This window comes from Pseudomonas fluorescens, from assembly GCF_902498065.1.
Taxonomy (GTDB): domain Bacteria; phylum Pseudomonadota; class Gammaproteobacteria; order Pseudomonadales; family Pseudomonadaceae; genus Aquipseudomonas; species Aquipseudomonas fluorescens_BJ.
The window spans coordinates 268969-290595 of record NZ_CABVIR010000007.1 but is presented as its reverse complement, the minus strand read 5'-3'; the positions used below and the strand labels follow the sequence as shown (position 1 = coordinate 290595).

Here is a 21627-nt window from a genome sequence, read left to right as displayed (position 1 = left end):
ACCTTGGCGGTGCTGCGCCTCGAAGTGACTGCCGAATTCACCTGTGATGATTCAAGTGAACTGCACACAAACTGGGGTCTTGGGAGACGCCACCTGTGTTGCAGGTTTCGGCGGTCTGTCTTCGTAATACTCCAAAACGTGTGACAGAAAAAAGCACTTTGACGTTTTTTTGAAGTTTATTTTTCAGAGTGACGAATAGCCCTTGGCGTGCAGGCAATGTGCCGTTAAAGTCGGAAGTCCGCCTGCACTGAATTCTCGTTCAAAATCGCCTTTCCCCCAATGTTTACGGGCTTTCCCGTTTTCAGCGAAACGCGTCCTGACAATCTTCCCAACCGATCCCGCTGGACGTCGTTTGCGTCACAAGCCAGGGCAACGCCGTTTTCACGCCATCCTGCTTGATGTTGAAGTTGATCACCCCGTGCCGCCACAACAGCATCAGGGTCAACACGCGCTGTGCGCTCTGGCTGGCCTTGAGCTTGCCGGCGCCGTCCTGGGCGTCGATATCCCACAGCGCCACTTGCAGGCCCTGGGACCTGAAGAAGCCTTGCGCGTCCGAACGGCGCTGGCCATCGGGCGGACGAAACAGCGGCACGTAGTTCTCCGGCAATTTGCTTTTCACCAGTTCGGCGCTGCGCCGTACCGAGTCCTGCCAGTCCTGCCAATGACTGTGGGAGCGGAACTCCCAGCCTTGCACGCCGATGCACTGCGCCGAGTAAGTGGATTGCAGGGGGGGCCCTGAACGTTCGGTCAGACGCGCTTGAACATCCTTGCCCAGGACGAAAAACGTGCCCGTCATATTGGCCTTGCGCAGGTACTCGGCGACCCACTCCGTGTTGTCCGGCGCAGCATTGGCGGCGCTGTCGAAGGTCAACAGAAACAGCCGGTCATGCATCTGTTCGCCGTTGCGCTCGTAGTCGCCAAAACGATCGACTTCGCTGCTGGTTTGCGGAAAAAGAGCGGCCTTGCGTAACTGCTCGTCGAGGTACTGCGCGTGGAACAATCGGCTCGGTTCGGACCACTTGATGTAGTAGCTGTCCTCGCTGACCTGAAACTTGGCGGCTTGCTGGCGCAGGGTATCCATGTCTTCGACCAGGAAACAGAAGGAGGCATCCTGATCGCAGCTCTGTTGAGCGAAGTTGTAGTTGGTCAGCAGACGTTGCCACAGGCGCTGGCGCAGGCGGTTGACCGAATCCGCATTGATCGTGCGCAGACCCAGGCGCTGGGCCAGGCTGGCGTCATCCAGCGATTCGCTGGCCAGCAGTACGCGAGCGAACATCAGAATCTCTGCCCGCGACGCGACGTCGAACAACGTCGGGTTGCTGAGCTGTTCCGGCCAGGTGCTGCGATCAAGCGTCGCCACATCGCCCGGCGCCGCCATGGCACCGAAACTCAACAGCCAGGCCGAAAAAAGAAAAACGATACGCAATGGGATGTCTCCATAACAAAACCCGCGCGGCACTATAGCTGATCCGGCGTGAGCCACGACCTCCTGTCGGAGCGAGCTTACTCGCGAAGGCGGTGTATCAGTCGGCATCATCGGCAACTGACACACCGCCTTCGCGGGCAAGCCCGCTCCCACAGGGTTTTGTGTAATACCGCCGATCATCACCTATGGCCTTGATAGCTGGAGTCAGCAAGGACAACCCCCTAGAATCGCCCCACGATTAAAGGAGACGACTTCATGCTGATGGTGATTTCCCCCGCCAAGACCCTCGATTACGAAACACCGCCGGCGACCCAGCGCTTCACCCAGCCGCAATACCTCGACCATTCCCAGGAGCTGATCCTGCAATTGCGCGACCTGACGCCAGCGCAGATCAGCGAGTTGATGCACGTCTCGGACAAGATCGGCGGGCTCAACGCCGCACGTTTCGGTAGCTGGACACCCGCGTTCACGCCTGAAAACGCGAAACAGGCGTTGCTGGCGTTCAAGGGTGATGTTTATACCGGTCTCAACGCACAAACCTTCAGCGAAGCCGATTTCGATTACGCCCAACAGCACCTGCGCATGTTGTCCGGCCTGTATGGCCTGTTGCGCCCACTGGACCTGATGCAGCCGTATCGCCTGGAAATGGGCACCAAATTGCCCAACGCCCGTGGCAAGGACCTCTATGCCTTCTGGGGCACGCGCATCAGCGAATGGTTGAACGAGGCCCTGGCCGATCAAGGCGATGATGTGCTGCTGAACCTGGCGTCCAACGAGTACTTCTCGGCGGTCAAGCGCAGCGCCCTGAATGCCCGCATCATCAATACCGACTTCAAGGACCTGAAAAACGGTCAGTACAAGATCATCAGCTTCTACGCGAAGAAAGCCCGGGGCATGATGAGCCGTTTCGTCATCGAAGAACGCATCAACGACCCTGCGGCGCTCAAGCAGTTTGACGTTCAGGGTTATCGGTACAGCGCCGAGCAGTCTAAACCGGACAATCTGGTGTTTCTGCGCGATCACGCACCAGAGTAATGCACCCGGTCGGCGCATGACCTTGAAGCCGGTCGTGCGCCAACGTCCGATCGTCCAACAATCCCCCGCCTGTTTCGCCAGTTATCTGGCGCCAATTTCCAGCCAGTCAAAACCCTAACTTTAGTTTCACTCGACTTTCGACATTTTTTTCAGTAGTGGCACTAAAAAATTTTATCCGTAGTGGCACAAGACTATCTAATCCGACGATAACCCTATGTATCAAGGGTGAAACAGCCGTTGCTATCAATATGAAAGCAGTGCCATCTTTTTCAATATTTCAAGAAATTTCAGAATTCGCGATGGGCGGACCGGAACTATGTCCAAATGCGTAGCTCCTACAACCGGTACCGATTATCTCTGAACATGTACGAGATAACTTACGCAGATAAGAGATTCACGTAGCGAAGTTGTCACAATAACTTTGGCTAACTAATCCCTGATTTGGGCAACATCTGAAGGAAAGGAGATACGCATCACTACTATCCCCTACATGGCCAAGGCTGCGCCCCTATAAACGTGCTCGCCTGAGCACCCAACCGCTTGATTGACGGGCTTAAGGCCTGGCATTGAGCGCGCAAGACCTTTGCACGAAGGACCTCGACCAGAGGACTCGGCTGCATAACAGGGCAAGTCATAACAATAAGGCCTAGTTACGCACACCTTGAGTGCACTTATTTAGACACTCGGAACTTAGTATGCCTGCACACGGCATTGCGGCGCCTGTCGCCCAAACTTCCGAGTGCATTATGACCGCTGAACCCCCTTAACTCCGGCCATGTAATGGCCTGTGAATACAGTTTTGATTAACGAGAGGTAAATGCGATGCGCATCAGCATATTTGGTTTGGGTTACGTCGGTGCAGTATGTGCCGGTTGCCTGTCTGCACGGGGCCATTACGTCGTTGGCGTCGATGTCGCCAAAGACAAGATCGATATGATCAACGCCGGCAAATCGCCGATCGTTGAACCGGGTCTGGGCGAAATGCTGGCCAAGGGTATCGAAACCGGCCGACTGCGCGGTACGACCGACTTCGCGGAAGCGATTCGCGACACCGACCTGTCGATGATCTGCGTCGGCACGCCGAGCAAGAAGAACGGCGATCTGGAACTGAACTACATCGAAGCGGTATGCCGCGAGATCGGTTTTGTCCTGCGTGACAAGACCACCCGCCACACCATCGTGGTTCGCAGCACCGTTCTGCCAGGCACCGTCGCAAACGTTGTCATCCCGATTCTCGAAGACTGCTCCGGCAAGAAAGCCGGTGTTGATTTCGGCGTCGCCGTAAACCCTGAGTTTTTGCGTGAAAGCACCGCGATAGCCGACTACGACCTGCCACCGATGACCGTCATCGGCGAGTTCGACAAGGCCTCCGGCGACGTTCTGCAATCGCTGTACGAAGAACTCGACGCGCCGATCATCCGCAAGGACATCGCCGTTGCCGAGATGATCAAGTACACCTGCAACGTGTGGCACGCCACCAAGGTGACCTTCGCCAACGAGATCGGCAACATCGCCAAGGCGTGCGGCGTCGATGGTCGTGAAGTGATGGAAGTGGTCTGCCAGGACAAGACATTGAACCTGTCCCAGTACTACATGCGCCCAGGCTTTGCGTTTGGCGGCTCGTGCCTGCCAAAAGACGTGCGGGCCCTGACCTACCGCGCCGGCGCCCTCGACGTGGAATCGCCGTTGCTGAACTCGCTGATGCGCAGCAACGAATCCCAGGTGCAGAACGCCTTCGACATCGTTTCCAGCCACGACAAACGCAAAGTCGCCCTGCTGGGCCTGAGCTTCAAGGCCGGCACCGATGACCTGCGCGAAAGCCCGCTGGTTGATCTGGCAGAAATGCTGATCGGCAAAGGCTACGACCTGAGCATCTACGACGCCAACGTCGAATACGCCCGCGTTCACGGTGCGAACAAGGATTACATCGAGTCGAAGATTCCTCACGTCTCGTCCTTGCTCAATTCCGACTTCGACGAAGTGATCAACAACTCCGACGTGATCATCCTTGGCAACCGTGACGAGAAATTCCGCGCCCTGGCGCAGAACGCTCCACACGGCAAGCAAGTGATCGACCTGGTCGGCTTCATGTCGCAAGCCACCAGCGTGAGTGGCCGGACTGAAGGCATCTGCTGGTAACAAGCGGCTTCGGGAGGGTTTGCGGTGTTCCCCAAGCCTGCAAACCCTCCCGGCTTTTTCGCCTGCCTTAACCCCATCGGGCCACCCCACAGGCTCGCCCGAGATCGAGACGGATGCAGATTATGCACAGGCTAAAGCACGGCCTACTTCAGGCCGCCGGTTGGCTGTTTTACTTAAGTATTCTGATGGGCATCGCCATGGCGTTGCCTGCGACTACGTTCGATTCCGAGTCGAAGGATTTCATCTTCCTGATCGGCTTCATCGGGATCTGGCGCTATTCGATGGGTGCCACGCACTTCCTGCGCGGCATGCTGTTTCTGTACGTGGTCTACCCGCACCTGCGGCGCAAAGTGCGCAAGCTGGGTAAAGCGGCAGACCCGTCCCATGTGTTTTTGATGGTCACCAGTTTTCGTATCGACGCGCTGACCACTGCCCAGGTCTACGCCTCGGTGATTCGCGAAGCGATCGACTGCGGCCTGCCGACCACCATGGTCTGTTCCATCGTGGAAATGTCCGATGAGAAGCTGGTGAAAAGCCTTTGGGCCAAGATGAATCCACCGGATCGGGTCAAGCTCGACTTCGTGCGCATTCCCGGCACCGGCAAGCGTGATGGCCTGGCCTACGGTTTCCGCGCCATCTCCCGCCACCTGCCGGACGACCGTGCCGTGGTTGCGGTGATCGATGGCGACACCGTGCTCGCCGAAGGCGTCGTGCTCAAGACCGTGCCGTGGTTCCAGCTGTTCAGCAACGTCGGCGGCCTGACCACCAACGAGTTCTGCGAAGTGCGCGGCGGCTACATCATGAGCGAGTGGCACAAACTGCGCTTCGCCCAGCGCCACATCAACATGTGCTCGATGGCCCTGTCCAAACGCGTACTGACCATGACCGGCCGGATGTCGGTGTTCCGCGCAACGGTCGTGACCGACCCGGACTTCATCGCCGACGTGGAAAGCGACTCGCTGCAACACTGGCGCCTGGGTCGCTTCAAGTTCCTCACCGGTGACGACAAGTCGAGCTGGTTCAGCCTGATGCGCCTGGGCTACGACACGTTCTACGTGCCGGACGCGGCGATCCACACCGTGGAACACCCGCCGGAAAAAAGCTTCATCAAGGCCAGCCGCAAACTGATGTTCCGCTGGTACGGCAACAACCTGCGCCAGAACGCCCGCGCCCTGGGCCTGGGTGTCAAACGCCTCGGCCTGTTCACCTCGGTGGTGCTGTTCGATCAGCGCGTGTCGATGTGGACCTCGCTGCTGGGCCTGACGGTCGCGATCATCGCGTCCTTCAAGTACGGCACCGCGTTCATCCTGGTGTACCTGCTGTGGATCGGCATCACCCGTCTGATCCTGACCCTGCTGCTGTCCTGCTCCGGTCACCGGATCGGCCCGGCTTACCCGGCGATTCTCTATTACAACCAGATCGTCGGCGCGCTGGTGAAGATCTACGTGTTCTTCCGCCTCGACCAACAGTCCTGGACTCGCCAGGACACCAAACTGACCCGTGATCTCGCCAGCTTTCAACGTTGGTTCAACACTTGGTCGTCTCGGACCATGACCTTCTCCGCCGGCAGCATTTTTGTCGCCGTGCTGCTGATGATGGTCTGACCGCCCCCTTTTTGAATTAACCAGGAAATCGCCCCTATGAATACCGCCGTCAACGCCAACGTAGTGCATGAGTCAGAAGCCCAGCGCCAACACGCCCGAGTGAAAATTCCGGCCAAGCTGCGCTTCTTCGGTCCCGACCGGACCCCGATGGAAGCTCGAGTGATCGACCTCTCTGCTGGCGGCCTGGCCTTCAACGCCGGTCAGCTGCCACTGAAAATCGGCGACGTGTACAAGGCTCGCCTGCAGTTCGTCATCGATAACCTCGGCCTGGCCATGGACGTGGAGCTGCAAGTGCGCTCCTTCGACCGCCAGACCGGTCGTGCCGGCTGCCAGTTCCAGAACCTGGAACCGCAAGACATCTCGACCCTGCGCCACCTGATCACCTCGCACCTGGCCGGCGACATCGTCAGCATGGGTGAAGTGCTGGCGACCCTGCAGCGCGACAACTTCACCAAGGCGCGCAAGGTCAAGGATGGCGGCCACGGCATGACCGCATTCGGTCGTCTGCGTGCCGTGACCTTCAGCCTGGCGATCTTCATCGTCGGCCTGGCGGCGTTCGGTTTCATCTTCAAATCGGTGTACGGCATGTACTTCGTCAGCCATGCGCAGGCCGGTCTGGTCAGCGTGCCGGGGATGAACATCACCATGCCGCGTGACGGCACCGTGCAGAGCCTTATCAAAGATGACGGCATTGCCGCCAAAGGCGCTCCGCTCGCCACGTTCAGCACCAGCATGCTCGACGTACTCAAGGGCCATCTGGACGACAACCAACTGCAACCGGCCAAGGTTGAAGAACTGTTCGGCAAGCAAATGACCGGCACCCTGACGTCGCCGTGCGATTGCACCGTGGCCCAGCAACTGGTCGCCAACGGTCAGTACGCCAGCAAGGGCGACGTGATCTTCCAACTGGTGCCGCGCAACAGCGAAGCCAACATCGAAGCGCGCTTCTCCTATCGCCAGTTCGGCGATGTACGTCCAGGCACCAACGTCAGCTTCCAGATCGCCGGCGAAGACAAAACCCGCACCGGCAAGATCGTCAGCAGCACCAGCCTGAAAAGCGCCGACCTGTCGTCCGACATCCGCGTGCTGATCCAGCCTGACGAACCGCTGGACAGCAAATTCGCTGGCCGCCCGGTTGAAGTGAACAGCGACCGTGGCCCGAACCTGAACTGGCTGATCGATAAAGCCATGGCTTCCGGTCTTTAAGCAGAGGACATGCCCGTGACCATCACAAAAATCTCGAATACGCCGCAGTCCCTGTGGGAGCGAGCCTGCTCGCGATGGGATCGCCGCGGTTTGTCTGATGTACCGAGCCGCTTGAATCGCCAGCAGGCTGGCTCCCACAGGGGTACGGTGTGTGCTTTGGCCCTGGCCGTGAGCCTGGCCGGTTGCGCCGGCCTGCCCGACCAGCGTCTGGCCAATGAAGCCCTCAAGCGCGGCGATACCACGCTGGCGCAGCAGAACTACAAGCAATTGGCCGACCTCGGCTACAGCGAGGCTCAAGTAGGCCTGGCCGATATCCAGGTCGACAGCCGCGACCCGGCGCAAATCAAGCAGGCCGAGGCGACTTACCGCGCCGCGGCAGACGTTTCGCCGCGCGCTCAGGCTCGCTTGGGTCGCTTGCTGGTGGCCAAACCCGGTTCCACCGAAGCCGAACAGCACGAAGCCGAAGGCCTGTTGAAAAAAGCCTCGGCCAATGGCGAAGGCAATACGCTGATTCCGCTGGCGATGCTGTACCTGCAATACCCGCACAGCTTCCCCAACGTCAACGCGCAACAGCAGATCAGCCAATGGCGCGCCGAAGGCAAACCGGAAGCGGGTCTGGCCCAGGTGCTGCTCTATCGCACCCAGGGCACTTACGACCAGCACCTGGACGAAGTCGTCACCATCTGCAAAGCCGCGTTGAACACCACCGACATCTGCTACGTCGAGCTCGCCACGGTTTACCAGAAACAAGGCAAACCGGAACAGCAGGCCGAGCTGATCAAGCAGATGCAAGCGGCGCATTCCCGCGGCACCGTTTCCGCCCAGCGCGTGGACAGCGTCGCTCGTGTGCTCGGTGATGCATCCTTGGGCAAGACTGACGAGAAAACCGCTCAATCGCTGCTCGAAGATATCGCCCCCGGCTACCCCGCTTCCTGGGTCAGCCTTGCGCAATTGCTCTACGACTTCCCGGAACTCGGCGACGTCGACACGATGATGAAGTACCTGGACAACGGCCGCGCCGCCGACCAGCCACGCGCTGAACTGTTGCTCGGCAAGCTGTACTACGAAGGCAAATGGGTGCCGGCCGACGCGAAAGTCGCCGAAGAACATTTCCAGAAAGCCGTCGGCAAGGAAGTCGCTGCCGATTACTACCTCGGCCAGATTTATCGCCGTGGTTACCTGGGCAAGGTCTATTCGCAGAAGGCACTGGATCATTTGCTGACCGCTGCGCGCAACGGCCAGAACAGCGCCGACTTCGCCATCGCCCAATTGTTTTCCCAAGGCAAGGGCACCAAGCCCGACCCGCTTAACGCTTATGTCTTCAGCCAATTGGCCAAGGCCCAGAACACCCCGCAGGCCACCGAGCTTGCGCAAACACTCGAAGCCCAACTGCCGCCTGCCCAGCTCGCCGAGGCCCAACGCCTGTTGAAACAAGAACAGGCCGTTCGTGGTGCCTTGAGCCAGAACACGCTGGAACTGCATGCCCTGCAAGAAGAAGACGGCGAGGAATCCCTATGAAGTTGAATCCATTCGTGAAGGCCGGTATTGGCCTGTCATTCGCTCTCTTGTGGTCGTGCCCAACCCTGGCAGCCCTGACCGAAACCCAGAACTACGGTCTCGACGTGAAAGTCACCGGCCAGTCCGAAGACGACCGTGACCTGGGCACCGCCAGTGGCGGCGACGTCAGCGGCGTCGGTCTCGACTTGCGCCCATGGGTCTATGGCGAAAGCGGCGCGTGGAGCGCCTACGCCATGGGTCAGGCCGTGACGTCCACCGACATCATCGAAACCGACACCTTGCAGCAGTCTGACAACGACGGCACCCAGACCACCGACAACGGTGATCGCAAGACCAAGAAGAACTACCTGGCGATGCGCGAATTCTGGGTCGGCTACAGCGGCCTCACGCCGTATCCGGGCGAGCAGTTGAAGCTCGGTCGCCAACGCCTGCGCAACGACGACGGCCAATGGCGCGACACCAACATCGAAGCCCTGAACTGGACCTTCGACACCACCCTGTTGCGCGCCAACGTCGGTGTCGCCGAACGCTTCAGCGAGTACCGCACCGACCTGAAGGAACTGGCACCGAAAGACAAGGATCGCCTGCACCTCTACGCCGATGCGGCGTACCAGTGGACGCCGGGCAATTGGGTTGGCATTCGCGGTCATCACACCCACGATGACGGCAAGCTCGACTACCCGGAACCGGGCGTGGCCGGCGACTCGCTGGACAAGAAACAGAACGGCGACATCAGCTGGCTCGGCCTCACCGCTGACAGCGACGCCTACAACTACCGCAACACCAACACCGTCAATTACTGGGGCAGCGTCACCGGCATGAGCGGCGACACCGACACGGTGAATCAGCTCAACGCCGACGGCTCCCGCCCGACCGAAGCCAAGCGCGGTGAAGACCTCAACGGCTGGGCCACCGATATCGGCGTGCGTCTGCGCCTCGATCCGCAATGGCAAGTCGGTGCAGCCTATGCCCGCGCCAGCGCCGATTACGAACAGAACGGCCTGGAAAGCAACCGCTCGAACTACACCGGTACGCGCTCGCGGGTGCATCGTTTCGGCGAAGCATTCCGTGGCGAAATGAACAACATGCAGACCGCTACGTTGTTCGGTTCGTGGATGCTCAACGACGAATACGACGCCAGCGTGATCTACCACAAGTTCTGGCGCGTCGACGGCAACAAGCCGGTCGGCAGCAACGGCATCAACGCCGTCGAGAACGACACCGACCCAACCGGCGCGATTCTCTCCAGCACGTCCCTGCCGCTGGAAGATGGCAACAAAGACCTCGGCCAGGAAATGGACCTCGTGGTCACCAAGTACTTCAAGCAGGGCCTGTTGCCTGCCGCGTTGAGCCAGTCGATCGACGAACCGTCGGCCCTCGTGCGCTTGCGTGGCGGTGTGTTCAAGCCTGGCGATGCGTATGGCAAAGAAGTCGACTCGTACATGCACCGCGCGTTTATCGACGTGATCTGGCGCTTCTGATGCGAACCGCTAAGGGAGTTCCTGACATGAACAGTCCGAAGAGAGGCTCATTGACCTTGCTGGCCGGCGCGATGCTGCTGGTCAGCTCGGCCGCCTTCGCCAATGTGGAACCGGTCAAGCCGGTCACCACAGCGAAAGAACTGCAACAAGCCAAGACCTACACCGTCAGCAGCGCCCCGACCGCGCCGCTGGCACTGGAAAAACCGAAACTGCCGGACACCTCCGGCTACACCGCCGAAGCCATCGCCGCGAAAGTCGTGCGCACCAAGGCCGGCAAGATCAGCGTGCGCCGGATGATGCAGGAAAACGCCCTGAAGGACTTCATCGGCGGCGATAACAAAATGGCCGAATGGGTGGTGCGTCAGCACGGCATCCCGCAGGCGATTTTCATCGACGACGGCTACATGAACCTCAAGGACCTGGCGAAGAAGCTGCCCAAGCAGTACTTCAGCGAAACGTCCCCGGGCGTGTTCCTGGCGAAGTTGCCGATTGTGGTCGGCGAGAAAGGCATTCTCGAAATCGACAAGCAGACCCAGGAATTGCGCCTGTCCCAAGAGGCCGGTTCATTCCTGGTCAACGACGGTCAGCTGTTTGTGCGTGATACCAAAATCACTGGCTGGAGCGAGAAGGCAAACGGCCCGGCGGTCTTCAAGTCGCCCAAGGAATTCCGGCCGTTCATGTTGTCCTGGGGCGGTACCCAGACCTACATCGCCAACAGCAAGATCGCCAGCTTCGGCTACGCCAACAGTAAGTCCTACGGCGTGAGTATTTCCCAGTACACGCCGAACATGGCCAAGGTACTCAAGCGCCCTGAACCGAGCGGCTGGATCGTCGGCTCCGAGTTCTCGGACATGTGGTACGGCTTCTACTGCTACGAAACCCGCGACTTCGTGGTCAAGGGCAACACCTACAAAGACAACATCGTCTACGGCATCGACCCGCATGACCGTTCCCACGGTCTGATCATCGCGGACAACACCGTCTACGGGACCAAGAAGAAGCACGGGATCATTATTTCCCGTGAGGTCAACGACAGCTTCATCTTCAACAACCGCAGCTACGACAACAAGCTCTCGGGCCTGGTAATCGACCGTAACAGCGTGAACAACCTGATCGCCTACAACGAGATCTACAAGAACCACACCGACGGCATCACCCTCTACGAGAGTGCCGACAACCTGTTGTGGGGCAACAAGGTGATCAGCAACAAGCGTCACGGCATTCGTATTCGTAACAGCGTGAACATTCGCCTGTACGAAAACCTGGCCATGGCCAACGGCCTGACCGGCGTTTACGGGCACATCAAGGACCTGAGCGACACCGACCGGGACATCAAGCTTGACCCGTTCGATGCCCAGGTGTCGCTGATCATCGTTGGCGGCGAACTGGCCGGCAACGGCAGCGGCCCGCTGTCCATCGACTCGCCGCTGAGCGTCGAGTTGTATCGCGTGTCCATGCTCGCCCCGACCAAATCCAGCGGCATCAGCTTCAACGGGATTCTCGGCGAGCGTCAGGATGAAATTCTCGACCTGCTGGTGCGCCAGCAGAAAGCCGTGCTGATCGACCCTGTCGAACGCCAGACCGAAATGCGGGACTGAGGATAATTTTATGCACCCACACTTGATCAAATTACTCAGCTTGTCGGCCCTGACCGCCGGCATTCTCGCAGCCAGCGCTGGCGTCCGTGCCGATGAAGTCAAAGCACCGGCATTCAACGCCGAGCCGTGCTGCAACCTGTGCCCCGAAGCCCACGACGCGAAGAACTACACCACGCGTTATCAGCAAAACTTCACCACGCTGGTGCAGGCTCAGGGCGATTGGCTGTTCCGTACGCAGGAAGACTTGCGCACCGAATTCGACACCACCCCGGCCGGCTACAAACGCATGAAAGAACTGCACGATGCGTTCAAGAGCAAAGGCGTGGAACTCGTTGTCGTTTACCAACCCACGCGTGGCCTGGTGAACCGCAACAAGCTGAATCCGGAAGACAAGGCCAAGTTCGATTTCGACAAGGCGCTGAAGAACTACAAGACCATGCTCGGCCGTTTCGCCGCCATGGGTTACGTGGTGCCGGACCTGTCGCCGCTGACCAACGAATCGCTGCCCGACACCCTGCCCGCCCACGACTTCTATTTCCGCGGCGACCAACACTGGACACCGTATGGCGCCCAGCGTACGGCGAAAATCGTCGGCGATAAAATCAAGCAACTGCCTGAGTTTGCCGGCATTCCGAAACGCGAATTCGAGAGCCATAAGTCGGGTCGCATGGGCAAGACCGGAACGTTACACAATATGGCCGGTCAACTCTGTGGCACCAGCTACGCGATCCAGTACATGGATCAATTCACCACCGAGCCGAAGGGCGAAGCAGGCGATGGCGATCTGTTCAGTGACTCCGGCAATCCCGAGATCACCCTGGTCGGCACCAGCCACAGTGGCAAGAACTACAACTTCGCCGGTTTCCTCCAGGAGGCCATCGGCGCCGACATCCTCAACGTGGCGTTCCCTGGCGGTGGCCTGGAAGGTTCGATGCTGCAGTACCTGGGCAGCGAAGAGTTCCAGACCAAGCCGCCGAAAATTTTGATCTGGGAATTCTCGCCGCTCTATCGCCTCGACCAGGAAACCATCTACCGCCAGATGATGGCGCTGCTGGACAACGGTTGCGAAGGCAAGGATGCACAGATGAGCGGCAGTGCCACGTTGAAACCGGGCAAGAACGAATTGATGGTCAACAGCAAGAACCTGAACCTGCAAAACAGCAGCCATCAGGTTGACATCCGCTTCGCCGATCCGTCGGTGAAAACTCTGCAAGCCACCCTCTGGTACATGAACGGTCGCCACGAGGACATCAAGATCGATAAACCGGAAACCTCCGATACCGACGGGCGTTTCGCCTTTGAGTTGCGCACGGACGAAGACTGGGCCTCGCAGAATCTGCTGGCCGTCGAAGTCCAGGGCCCTGAAGCAGGTGCCGCGCCACAGAAAGTCGAAGCGAAAATCTGCAAACGCAACGTGTTCCCAGGCGCTGGGCTGAAGACTGCTCAGGCCGGGCAATGAGGCAATTATGCAAACCCGAACTTTGAAAAGATTATTGGCGCCCTCCCTGCTGACCCTGGCGATGTTCGCCGGCGCCACGCAGGCCGCCGCGCCCCTGCGTCCGCCCCAGGGCTACTTCGCGCCGATTGAAAAAGTCAAAACCGGCGACAGCAAAGATGGCTGTGACGCGATGCCGACGCCGTACACCGGTTCGCTGCAATTTCGCAGCAAGTACGAAGGCTCCGACAAGGCCCGTTCGACCCTGAACGAGGCATCGGAAAAAGCCTTCCGCGACACCACCGCCGACATCACCAAGATTGAGCGCGGCACCAGCAAGCGCGTGATGCAGTTCATGCGTGACGGTCGTCCGGAACAGCTCGAATGCACCCTGAACTGGTTGACCGCGTGGGCCAAGGCCGACGCGCTGATGTCCAAGGACTTCAACCACACCGGCAAGTCCATGCGCAAATGGGCATTGGGCAGCATGGCGTCTTCGTACCTGCGCCTGAAGTTCTCCGACTCGCATCCGTTGGCCAACCATCAGCAAGAGTCGCAGTTGATTGAAGCCTGGTTCAGCAAAATGGCGGATCAGGTGGTCAGCGATTGGGACAACCTGCCGCTGGAAAAAACCAACAACCACTCGTACTGGTCCGCCTGGTCGGTGATGGCAACGTCCATCGCCACCAACCGCCGCGACCTGTTCGACTGGTCGGTGAAGGAATTCAAGGTCGCCGCCAATCAAATCGACGCCCAGGGTTTCCTGCCCAACGAACTCAAGCGCCAGCAACGCGCCCTCGCCTATCACAACTACGCCCTGCCGCCGCTGGCGATGATCGCCAGTTTTGCGCAGGTCAACGGTGTGGATTTGCGCCAGGAAAACAACGGCGCGCTGAAACGCTTGGGTGACCAAGTGCTGGCCGGCGTTGAAGACCCGGACATCTTCGAGAAAAAGAACGGCAAGGAACAGGACATGACCGACCTCAAGATCGACTCGAAATTCGCCTGGCTCGAACCGTTCTGCACGCTCTACACCTGCTCGCCGGATGTGCTCGAGAAAAAACACGAGATGCAGCCGTTCAAGACCTTCCGCCTCGGGGGTGACCTGACCAAGGTCTACGACCCGGCCAACGAAAAAGGCAAAGGTTCTTAGGCAAACATATAACCCTGTGGGAGCGGGCTTGCCCGCGATAGCGGTGGGTCAGTCGACATCAATGTTGAATGTCAGATTGCAATCGCGGGCAAGCCCGCTCCCACAGGGTCGGTGTCAAGTTTGAGTTTTTGTGTGTTACGCCCCCCGGTTTTTGGTGGGGGGGTTTGGGGGGGCTGCGGCCCTTGACTGTGGTTAAACATGGAGAGACCGGGATGGTATTTTCATCCAACGTGTTCCTGTTTTTGTTCCTGCCGATCTTTCTCGGCATGTACTACTTGAGCGGAATACGCTATCGCAACCTGCTGCTGCTGCTCGCCAGCTATGTGTTCTATGCCTGGTGGCGCGTGGACTTCCTCGCGCTGTTCGCCGCCGTCACGCTGTGGAACTACTGGATCGGCCTCAAAGTCGGCGCCGCAGGCGTTCGGACCAAACCGGCCCAGCGCTGGCTGCTGCTCGGCGTGGGCGTCGACCTGTGCATCCTCGGCTACTTCAAGTACGCCAACTTCGGCGTCGACAGCATCAACGCGATGATGACGTCGGTGGGTCTTTCGCCGTTCATCCTGACCCACGTGCTGTTGCCGATCGGGATCTCGTTCTACATCTTCGAGTCCATCAGCTACATCATCGACGTCTACCGTGGCGACACGCCGGCAACGCGCAACCTGATCGACTTTGCGGCGTTCGTGGCGATCTTCCCGCACCTGATTGCCGGCCCGGTGTTGCGTTTTCGCGACCTCGCCGACCAGTTCAACAACCGCACCCACACCCTCGACAAGTTCTCCGAAGGTGCCACGCGGTTCATGCAGGGTTTCATCAAGAAAGTCTTCATCGCCGACACCCTGGCGGTGGTCGCCGACCATTGCTTCGCCTTGCAGAACCCGACCACGGGCGATGCCTGGCTCGGCGCGCTGGCGTACACCGCGCAGTTGTATTTCGACTTCTCCGGTTACAGCGACATGGCCATCGGCCTGGGCTTGATGATGGGTTTCCGCTTCATGGAAAACTTCAAACAGCCGTACATCAGCCAGTCGATCACCGAGTTCTGGCGTCGCTGGCACATCAGCCTGTCCACCTGGCTGCGTGACTACCTGTACATCACGCTGGGCGGCAATCGCAAAGGCACTCTGATGACCTATCGCAACCTGTTCCTGACCATGCTGCTCGGTGGTCTGTGGCACGGCGCGAACATCACTTACATCGTGTGGGGTGCATGGCACGGCATGTGGCTGGCCATTGAAAAAGCCCTGGGCCTGAACACTTCGCCGCGCAGCATCAACCCGATCCGCTGGGCGCTGACCTTCCTGCTCGTGGTCATGGGCTGGGTGATCTTCCGCTCGGAAAACCTGCACGTCGCCGGCCGTATGTACGGCGCGATGTTCAGCTTCGGCGAATGGTCGTTGTCGGAACTCAACGCGGCCAGCCTCACCGGCCTGCAAGTGGCGACCCTGGTGGTGGCTTACATGACCCTGGCGTTCTTCGGCATCCGTGATTTCTACACCAACCTGCCGCCAGAAAAGACCAAGCCTGTGGTGAATGTCGAGGCCGATGGCCCGGCCACTGCGACCCCGGGAATGATCAAAGCCGTACCGGGCGACAACCCGGCCAGCATCCACGAACCGGGTTACACCGTTGGCGTTGAAGCCACCGTGCAACCGGCTTACTGGACCGCTGACTGGTCGCGTTACGTGATGCGCACGCTGGTACTGGTGCTGTTCATCGCCTCGATTTTCAAACTCTCGGCGCAAAGCTTCTCGCCGTTCCTTTACTTCCAGTTCTGAGGGATCTGACCATGACCCGCTCATTACGCATCTTCTATATCAGCCTGTTTATGGTGACCTTGCTGGTCCTGGGCCTGTGGTCGACGCGCAGCTTCTTCGGCTTCAGCACCAATGCCGATGCGACGGTGCTCAATGGCCGCTGGGCCAAGGCTGTCGAAACGCACTACGACGACGAGTTCCCGATCAAGCGCCTGGGCACCAACCTCTGGGCCGCGCTGGATTTCAAACTGTTCAACGAAGGTCGTCCGGGCGTCGTGCTCGGCCGCGATCAGTGGTTGTACAGCGATGAGGAATTCAACCCGATCGTCAACGAAGAGTTGAACCTGCAAGGCAACTACGCACTCGTAGAAGGCGTGCGTCAGGAGTTGAAAGCCAAGGGCGTGAAACTGGTGATGGCGATTGTGCCGGCCAAGACTCGCCTGTATCCGGAACACCTGGGCGAAGTGAAGCCTTCGAGCATTCACGCCAACCTCTATGAGGACTTCCACGCCCGAGTGGCGGCCAACAAGATCATCGCGCCCGACCTGCTCGTCCCGCTGCAAAAGGGCAAGCTCGACGGTCAGCAAGTGTTCCTGCGCACCGACACTCACTGGACCCCGGAAGGCGCGCAAATCGCCGCCGAGACCCTGGCTAAAACGATCGCCGAAAAAACCCCGCTCAGCGGCGAGCCACAGCGCTTCGTCACCGAGCCGGCAGAGACAGTGACCCACAAGGGTGACCTGCGTTTGTTCCTGCCGCTCGATCCGCTGTTCGAAAACCTGATGCCGAAGCCAGAGCCGTTGCAGAAGCGCAACACCGTGGTGGCCGACGATCAGGCTGGCGGTGATGACGCGTTGTTCGCCAACACCGAAGTGCCAGTGGCCCTGATCGGCACCAGCTACAGCGCCAACCCGAACTGGAACTTCGTCGGTGCGCTGAAAGAAGCGCTGCACAGCGACGTGGTCAATTACGCCGAAGACGGCCACGGTCCGATTCAGCCGATGCTCAGCTACCTGAAAAGCGATGCCTTCAAGAACAGCCCGCCACAGGTGCTGATCTGGGAGTTTCCTGAACGTTATCTGCCTGTGAACAACGAAATCGGCGACGCCGACCCGCAGTGGGTCGCAGAGCTCAAAGAAGCCGGCGCCCGCCAACAAAACGTAGCCGCAAACACTAAATCCGAGACGCCCGACCGGGCGCAAAACTGAAAGAGAGGTACACCATGACTTTCACTACTACTCCTCGCCGTCTCGCCAAGACTTTTGCTTTGGCCGCGACCTTCAGCGTCCTTTCCATGAACGCCTTCGCCGGTGGCGATTCGGCGCTCTACGGCCCGACCGCACCGAAAGGCTCGAGCTTCGTGCGTGTCTACAACGCCGGCAACGCTGAAGTCAGCGCCACCGTCGGCAGCACCAACCTGGCCGACGTCGCGCCGCTGTCCAGCACTGACTTCAGCTTCATGCCGGGCGGCGACTACAGCGCCAAGGTCGGCAGCCAGACCCTGCCGGTGAAACTGGCCGGCGATCACTATTACACCCTGGTAAACAACGCCAGCGGCGCGCCGCAACTGATCGAAGAGCCGCCGTTCAAGAACAAGCAGAAATCCCTGGTTCGCGTACAGAACCTGAGCGACAAGGCCCTGACCCTGAAAACCGCTGACGGCAAGACCGAAGTGGTGCCATCCGTGGCCGCCAAGGGCCGTGGCGAGCGTGAAATCAACCCGGTCAAAGTCAGCCTGGCCCTATACGATGGCGCCACGAAAGTGGGCGACGTGAAGCCGGTTGCCCTGGAACGCGGTGAAGCGGCGGTGCTGTACGTCACCGGCAACGGCAGCAGCCTGTCGCCAGTCTGGGTAAAACGCCCGGTTTCGACGCGCTAATCATTTTTCTGAATTGACACTCCCCTTGTAGGAGCCGGCGGTGCGGCGATCCGACTTGCCCGCGATGCAGACGACTCGGTCAAACAGATACACCGAGTTGATGCCATCGCTGGCAAGCCAGCTCCCACAGGGACCGAGGCGTCAATCAGGACACGGAATAAGAACAAGAGTGAAACGACAGAACGCAGTAGCTCTGACCCATACGATTTTCAAGGAGTAACAACATGATTCCGGTGATCTTGTCAGGTGGTAGTGGCTCACGTCTTTGGCCGCTTTCCCGTAAGCAGTTCCCTAAGCAATTCCTCGCCCTGACCGGCGAACACACGCTGTTCCAGCAAACCCTGGAACGCCTGGTGTTCGAAGGCATGGACACCCCGATCGTGGTCTGCAACAAGGACCACCGTTTCATCGTCAACGAGCAACTGGCCAACCGTAAACTGGACACCCAGCGCATCCTGATGGAACCGTTCGGCCGCAACACCGCGCCGGCCGTGGCCCTGACCGCGATGATGCTGGTCAATGAAGGTCGCGACGAGCTGATGCTGGTGCTGCCAGCCGACCACGTACTGGAAGACCAGAAAGCTCTGCAACGCGCCCTGGCCCTGGCCACCGTCGCCGCCGAAAACGGCGAAATGGTGCTGTTCGGCGTCCCGGCCACCAAACCGGAAACCGGCTACGGCTACATCAAGTCGACCAACGACTCGCTCCTGCCGGAAGGCGTCAGCCGCGTCTCGCACTTCGTTGAAAAACCCGACGTGAAACGCGCCACCGAGTTCGTCCAGTCCGGCGGTTACTTCTGGAACAGCGGCATGTTCCTGTTCCGCGCCAGCCGCTTCCTCGAAGAGCTGAAAAAACACGATCCGGACATCTACGACACCTGCCTGCTGACCCTTGAGCGCAGCGAACAGGACGCCGACACGGTCACCATCGACGAAGCCACCTTCGCCTGCTGCCCGGACAACTCCATCGATTACTCGGTCATGGAAAAAACCCAGCGCGCCTGCGTCGTGCCACTCACTGCAGGCTGGAGCGATGTCGGTTGCTGGGCGTCGCTGTGGGAAGTGAATGACAAAGACGTCAACGGTAACGTCACCAAAGGCGACGTGGTCATTCAGGACAGCAAGAACTGCATGATCCACGGCAACGGCAAACTGGTGTCGGTGATCGGCCTGGAAAACATCGTGGTCGTCGAAACCAAGGACGCCATGATGATCGCCCACAAGGACTCGGTCCAAGGCGTGAAACAGATGGTCAATACCCTCAACGAACAGGGCCGCAGCGAAACCCAGAACCACTGCGAAGTCTATCGTCCGTGGGGCTCCTACGACTCGGTCGACATGGGCGGGCGCTTCCAGGTCAAGCACATCTCGGTCAAACCGGGCGCGTGCCTGTCGCTGCAAATGCACCACCACCGCGCCGAACACTGGATCGTGGTCAGCGGCACTGCCGAAGTGACCTGCGACGAAAACGTGTTCTTGCTGTGCGAGAACCAGTCGACCTACATTCCGATTGCTTCGGTTCACCGTTTGCGCAACCCGGGCAAGATTCCACTCGAGATCATCGAGGTGCAATCGGGTAGCTATCTGGGTGAAGACGATATCGAGCGGTTTGAAGATATCTATGGTCGGTCTACGCCGATCGAGCGCGGCGTGTCGGTGAAAACCATCGCGCAGTAAGCGTTCAGTAAAATGAGAAGCCCCCGTCCCACCCGCTGCGGCCCCATCCGCAGCGGGTGGGTCGGGGGCTTTTTTTGGTCTGAGTGTTTTGTGCTGCCTCGGCGGGCCCCATCGCGGGCAGGCCCGCTCCCACAGGTTACGACGTTGGACACAAATCTTGTGTACGGCAGAGATCACTGTGGGAGCGGGCTTGCCCGCGATGAGGCCAGACAGAACACCGCCAACATCAAGCCATCGCCACCTCACCCACGCTTAGGTAGGATGACCTTCTCCCCTCCCGAGGTTTTGCGTCATGTTCATCGGCGTCCTGCTGGTCATTACCTGGCTGATCCTGTTGCTGCGTTACCCGTCCAAGGCCCTGCCCGTCTCGGTCGCAGCCGCCATCGGCCTGGGCCTGGTGGCCACCTGGGTGATCTGGCTGGACAACCGCGAGGTCAAGCAACTGGCGCGCCTGGAGCTGCGCATCACATACGCGCCGGAGCAGTGCCCGGCGGATCGCCCGTTGCAATTGAAAATGAACAACGGCAATGACGTGCCGCTGACCGAGCTGCGCTGGCGCATCGCCGCCTACGCACCGGGCGATACGGTCAACCTCGCTGACAATCAATACGCCGCACCGCGTTATCGCGGCCCGGGCGAACTGCAGGCCGGCGCCAATTGGGAAGACTGCTTGCCCATGCCCCCCCTGCGTCCCGGTTATCGTCCGCAAACCCTGGAGTTTCGCGCCGAGCGTTTGCAGGGTAGTTTCTCCGACTGATGACCCCTTCTCTCTTCTGCACAAGGACCGCGCCATGCCCGTTGCGTTGATTACCGGTTGTTCCAGCGGCATCGGCCGCGCCCTCGCCGACACGTTCAAAACGGCCGGTTATGAAGTCTGGGCCAGCGCCCGCAAGGCTGAAGACGTCGCCGCGTTGACGGCGGCCGGTTTCACCGCCGTGCAACTGGACGTCAACGATGGCGTGGCGCTCGAACAGTTGAGTGAACAGATCAATCAACGGCATGGCGGCCTCGATGTGCTGATCAACAACGCCGGTTATGGCGCCATGGGACCGTTGCTCGACGGTGGCGTGCCCGCCATGCAGCGGCAGTTTGAAACCAATGTGTTTGCGATCGTCGGTGTCACGCGCGCGCTGTTTCCGGTGCTGCGCCGGGCCAAAGGGCTGGTGGTGAATATCGGCAGTGTGTCCGGCGTGTTGGTCACACCGTTTGCCGGTGCTTACTGCGCCTCGAAAGCCGCCGTGCACGCCTTGAGCGATGCGTTGCGCATGGAACTGGCGCCGTTCGGTGTAAGAGTCATGGAGGTGCAACCGGGCGCCATCGCGTCCAGTTTTGCCAAGAACGCCGGGGCTGAGGCGGAACAGTTGATCAGCGAACAGTCACCGTGGTTTCCGCTGCGCGAAGGCATTCGGGCGCGGGCCAAGGCATCCCAGGACAACCCGACCCCGGCGAGTGAGTTTGCCGCCGGTTTGCTCAAGGCTGTGCAGCAGAGCAAACCGCCACGACTGATTCGTTTGGGCAATGGCAGCCGCGCATTGCCATTGTTGGCCGGGTTGTTGCCCAAAGGGTTGTTGGAGTCGGGGTTGATGAAGCGGTTCGGGTTGAGCGGGCAGCTCTGAGACCGAGTCGCCCCAATCGCGGGCAAGCCCGCTCCCACAGGGATCTTCCGTGTGCATGCAATCTATGTCATCCAACAGAACCTGTGGGAGCGGGCTTGCTGGCG

Annotated in this window: 16 protein-coding genes; 15 read left to right on the top strand and 1 reads right to left on the bottom strand. The window is 59.6% G+C overall.

Annotated features, from left to right (window positions below; translation table 11 throughout):
• Positions 1–301 precede the first annotated feature (301 nt).
• Complete coding sequence (locus F8N43_RS23350) at positions 302–1426, bottom strand: polysaccharide deacetylase family protein (RefSeq protein ID WP_150631904.1); 1125 nt, start codon at positions 1424–1426, stop codon at positions 302–304.
• Between the two features lie 255 nt (positions 1427–1681).
• Here F8N43_RS23350 and yaaA point away from each other — a divergent pair, with 255 nt between their 5' ends.
• The 15 genes from yaaA to F8N43_RS23265 all read left to right on the top strand — a co-directional run bounded on the left by yaaA (position 1682) and on the right by F8N43_RS23265 (position 21523).
• Positions 1682–2461: a peroxide stress protein YaaA gene (gene yaaA / locus F8N43_RS23340; protein ID WP_150631903.1), complete on the top strand. Its 780-nt coding sequence runs from the start codon at positions 1682–1684 to the stop codon at positions 2459–2461.
• Positions 2462–3283: 822 nt separating this feature from the next.
• Entirely contained in the window at positions 3284–4600 is a 1317-nt protein-coding gene (locus F8N43_RS23335) for a nucleotide sugar dehydrogenase (RefSeq protein ID WP_150654437.1), read from the top strand.
• A gap of 122 nt (positions 4601–4722) precedes the next feature.
• Positions 4723–6204: a mannuronan synthase gene (gene alg8 / locus F8N43_RS23330; protein ID WP_407014456.1), complete on the top strand. Its 1482-nt coding sequence runs from the start codon at positions 4723–4725 to the stop codon at positions 6202–6204.
• A 36-nt stretch (positions 6205–6240) separates the two neighbouring features.
• Positions 6241–7410, top strand: a complete 1170-nt coding sequence (locus F8N43_RS23325; protein ID WP_150654436.1) for an alginate biosynthesis protein Alg44 — start codon at positions 6241–6243, stop codon at positions 7408–7410.
• A gap of 9 nt (positions 7411–7419) precedes the next feature.
• Positions 7420–8928 (top strand): alginate biosynthesis TPR repeat lipoprotein AlgK, encoded by a 1509-nt coding sequence (algK, locus tag F8N43_RS23320; protein WP_412072599.1) that lies wholly within the window; start codon positions 7420–7422, stop codon positions 8926–8928.
• Entirely contained in the window at positions 8925–10409 is a 1485-nt protein-coding gene (locus F8N43_RS23315; RefSeq protein ID WP_150631899.1) for an alginate export family protein, read from the top strand. The genes algK and F8N43_RS23315 overlap by 4 nt, the downstream gene beginning before the upstream one ends.
• 26 nt (positions 10410–10435) lie before the next feature.
• Complete coding sequence (gene algG, locus F8N43_RS23310; protein WP_150639250.1) at positions 10436–12007, top strand: mannuronan 5-epimerase AlgG; 1572 nt, start codon at positions 10436–10438, stop codon at positions 12005–12007.
• A 10-nt stretch (positions 12008–12017) separates the two neighbouring features.
• Positions 12018–13466, top strand: a complete 1449-nt coding sequence (locus F8N43_RS23305) for an alginate O-acetyltransferase (RefSeq protein ID WP_150631897.1) — start codon at positions 12018–12020, stop codon at positions 13464–13466.
• Between the two features lie 7 nt (positions 13467–13473).
• Positions 13474–14595, top strand: coding sequence for a mannuronate-specific alginate lyase (locus tag F8N43_RS23300; RefSeq protein ID WP_150631896.1), 1122 nt, complete (start codon positions 13474–13476; stop codon positions 14593–14595).
• Positions 14596–14807: 212 nt separating this feature from the next.
• Positions 14808–16373 carry an MBOAT family O-acyltransferase gene (locus tag F8N43_RS23290; protein WP_150631895.1) on the top strand — a complete coding sequence of 522 codons (1566 nt, stop codon included), beginning with the start codon at positions 14808–14810 and terminating at the stop codon, positions 16371–16373.
• Positions 16374–16384: 11 nt separating this feature from the next.
• Complete coding sequence (locus F8N43_RS23285; protein WP_150631894.1) at positions 16385–17560, top strand: alginate O-acetyltransferase; 1176 nt, start codon at positions 16385–16387, stop codon at positions 17558–17560.
• Between the two features lie 14 nt (positions 17561–17574).
• Positions 17575–18231, top strand: coding sequence for an alginate O-acetyltransferase AlgF (locus F8N43_RS23280; protein ID WP_017336623.1), 657 nt, complete (start codon positions 17575–17577; stop codon positions 18229–18231).
• A gap of 224 nt (positions 18232–18455) precedes the next feature.
• The gene (locus tag F8N43_RS23275) at positions 18456–19907 is read left to right on the top strand and encodes a mannose-1-phosphate guanylyltransferase/mannose-6-phosphate isomerase (RefSeq protein WP_150654434.1); all 1452 of its coding nucleotides are present in this window, start codon (positions 18456–18458) and stop codon (positions 19905–19907) included.
• Positions 19908–20199: 292 nt separating this feature from the next.
• Entirely contained in the window at positions 20200–20664 is a 465-nt protein-coding gene (locus F8N43_RS23270) for a multidrug transporter (RefSeq protein WP_150631892.1), read from the top strand.
• Between the two features lie 34 nt (positions 20665–20698).
• Entirely contained in the window at positions 20699–21523 is an 825-nt protein-coding gene (locus F8N43_RS23265) for an SDR family oxidoreductase (RefSeq protein ID WP_150639252.1), read from the top strand.
• Positions 21524–21627: the final 104 nt, after the last annotated feature.

Coding starts and splice junctions, on each gene's coding strand:
- yaaA (WP_150631903.1), top strand. CDS start 1,682: ATGCTGATGGTGATTTCCCCCGCCAAGACCCTCGATTACGAAACACCG.
- F8N43_RS23315 (WP_150631899.1), top strand. CDS start 8,925: ATGAAGTTGAATCCATTCGTGAAGGCCGGTATTGGCCTGTCATTCGCT.
- F8N43_RS23335 (WP_150654437.1), top strand. CDS start 3,284: ATGCGCATCAGCATATTTGGTTTGGGTTACGTCGGTGCAGTATGTGCC.
- F8N43_RS23275 (WP_150654434.1), top strand. CDS start 18,456: ATGATTCCGGTGATCTTGTCAGGTGGTAGTGGCTCACGTCTTTGGCCG.
- F8N43_RS23305 (WP_150631897.1), top strand. CDS start 12,018: ATGCACCCACACTTGATCAAATTACTCAGCTTGTCGGCCCTGACCGCC.
- algG (WP_150639250.1), top strand. CDS start 10,436: ATGAACAGTCCGAAGAGAGGCTCATTGACCTTGCTGGCCGGCGCGATG.
- F8N43_RS23285 (WP_150631894.1), top strand. CDS start 16,385: ATGACCCGCTCATTACGCATCTTCTATATCAGCCTGTTTATGGTGACC.
- F8N43_RS23325 (WP_150654436.1), top strand. CDS start 6,241: ATGAATACCGCCGTCAACGCCAACGTAGTGCATGAGTCAGAAGCCCAG.
- algK (WP_412072599.1), top strand. CDS start 7,420: ATGCCCGTGACCATCACAAAAATCTCGAATACGCCGCAGTCCCTGTGG.
- alg8 (WP_407014456.1), top strand. CDS start 4,723: ATGCACAGGCTAAAGCACGGCCTACTTCAGGCCGCCGGTTGGCTGTTT.
- F8N43_RS23265 (WP_150639252.1), top strand. CDS start 20,699: ATGCCCGTTGCGTTGATTACCGGTTGTTCCAGCGGCATCGGCCGCGCC.
- F8N43_RS23270 (WP_150631892.1), top strand. CDS start 20,200: ATGTTCATCGGCGTCCTGCTGGTCATTACCTGGCTGATCCTGTTGCTG.
- F8N43_RS23280 (WP_017336623.1), top strand. CDS start 17,575: ATGACTTTCACTACTACTCCTCGCCGTCTCGCCAAGACTTTTGCTTTG.
- F8N43_RS23290 (WP_150631895.1), top strand. CDS start 14,808: ATGGTATTTTCATCCAACGTGTTCCTGTTTTTGTTCCTGCCGATCTTT.
- F8N43_RS23300 (WP_150631896.1), top strand. CDS start 13,474: ATGCAAACCCGAACTTTGAAAAGATTATTGGCGCCCTCCCTGCTGACC.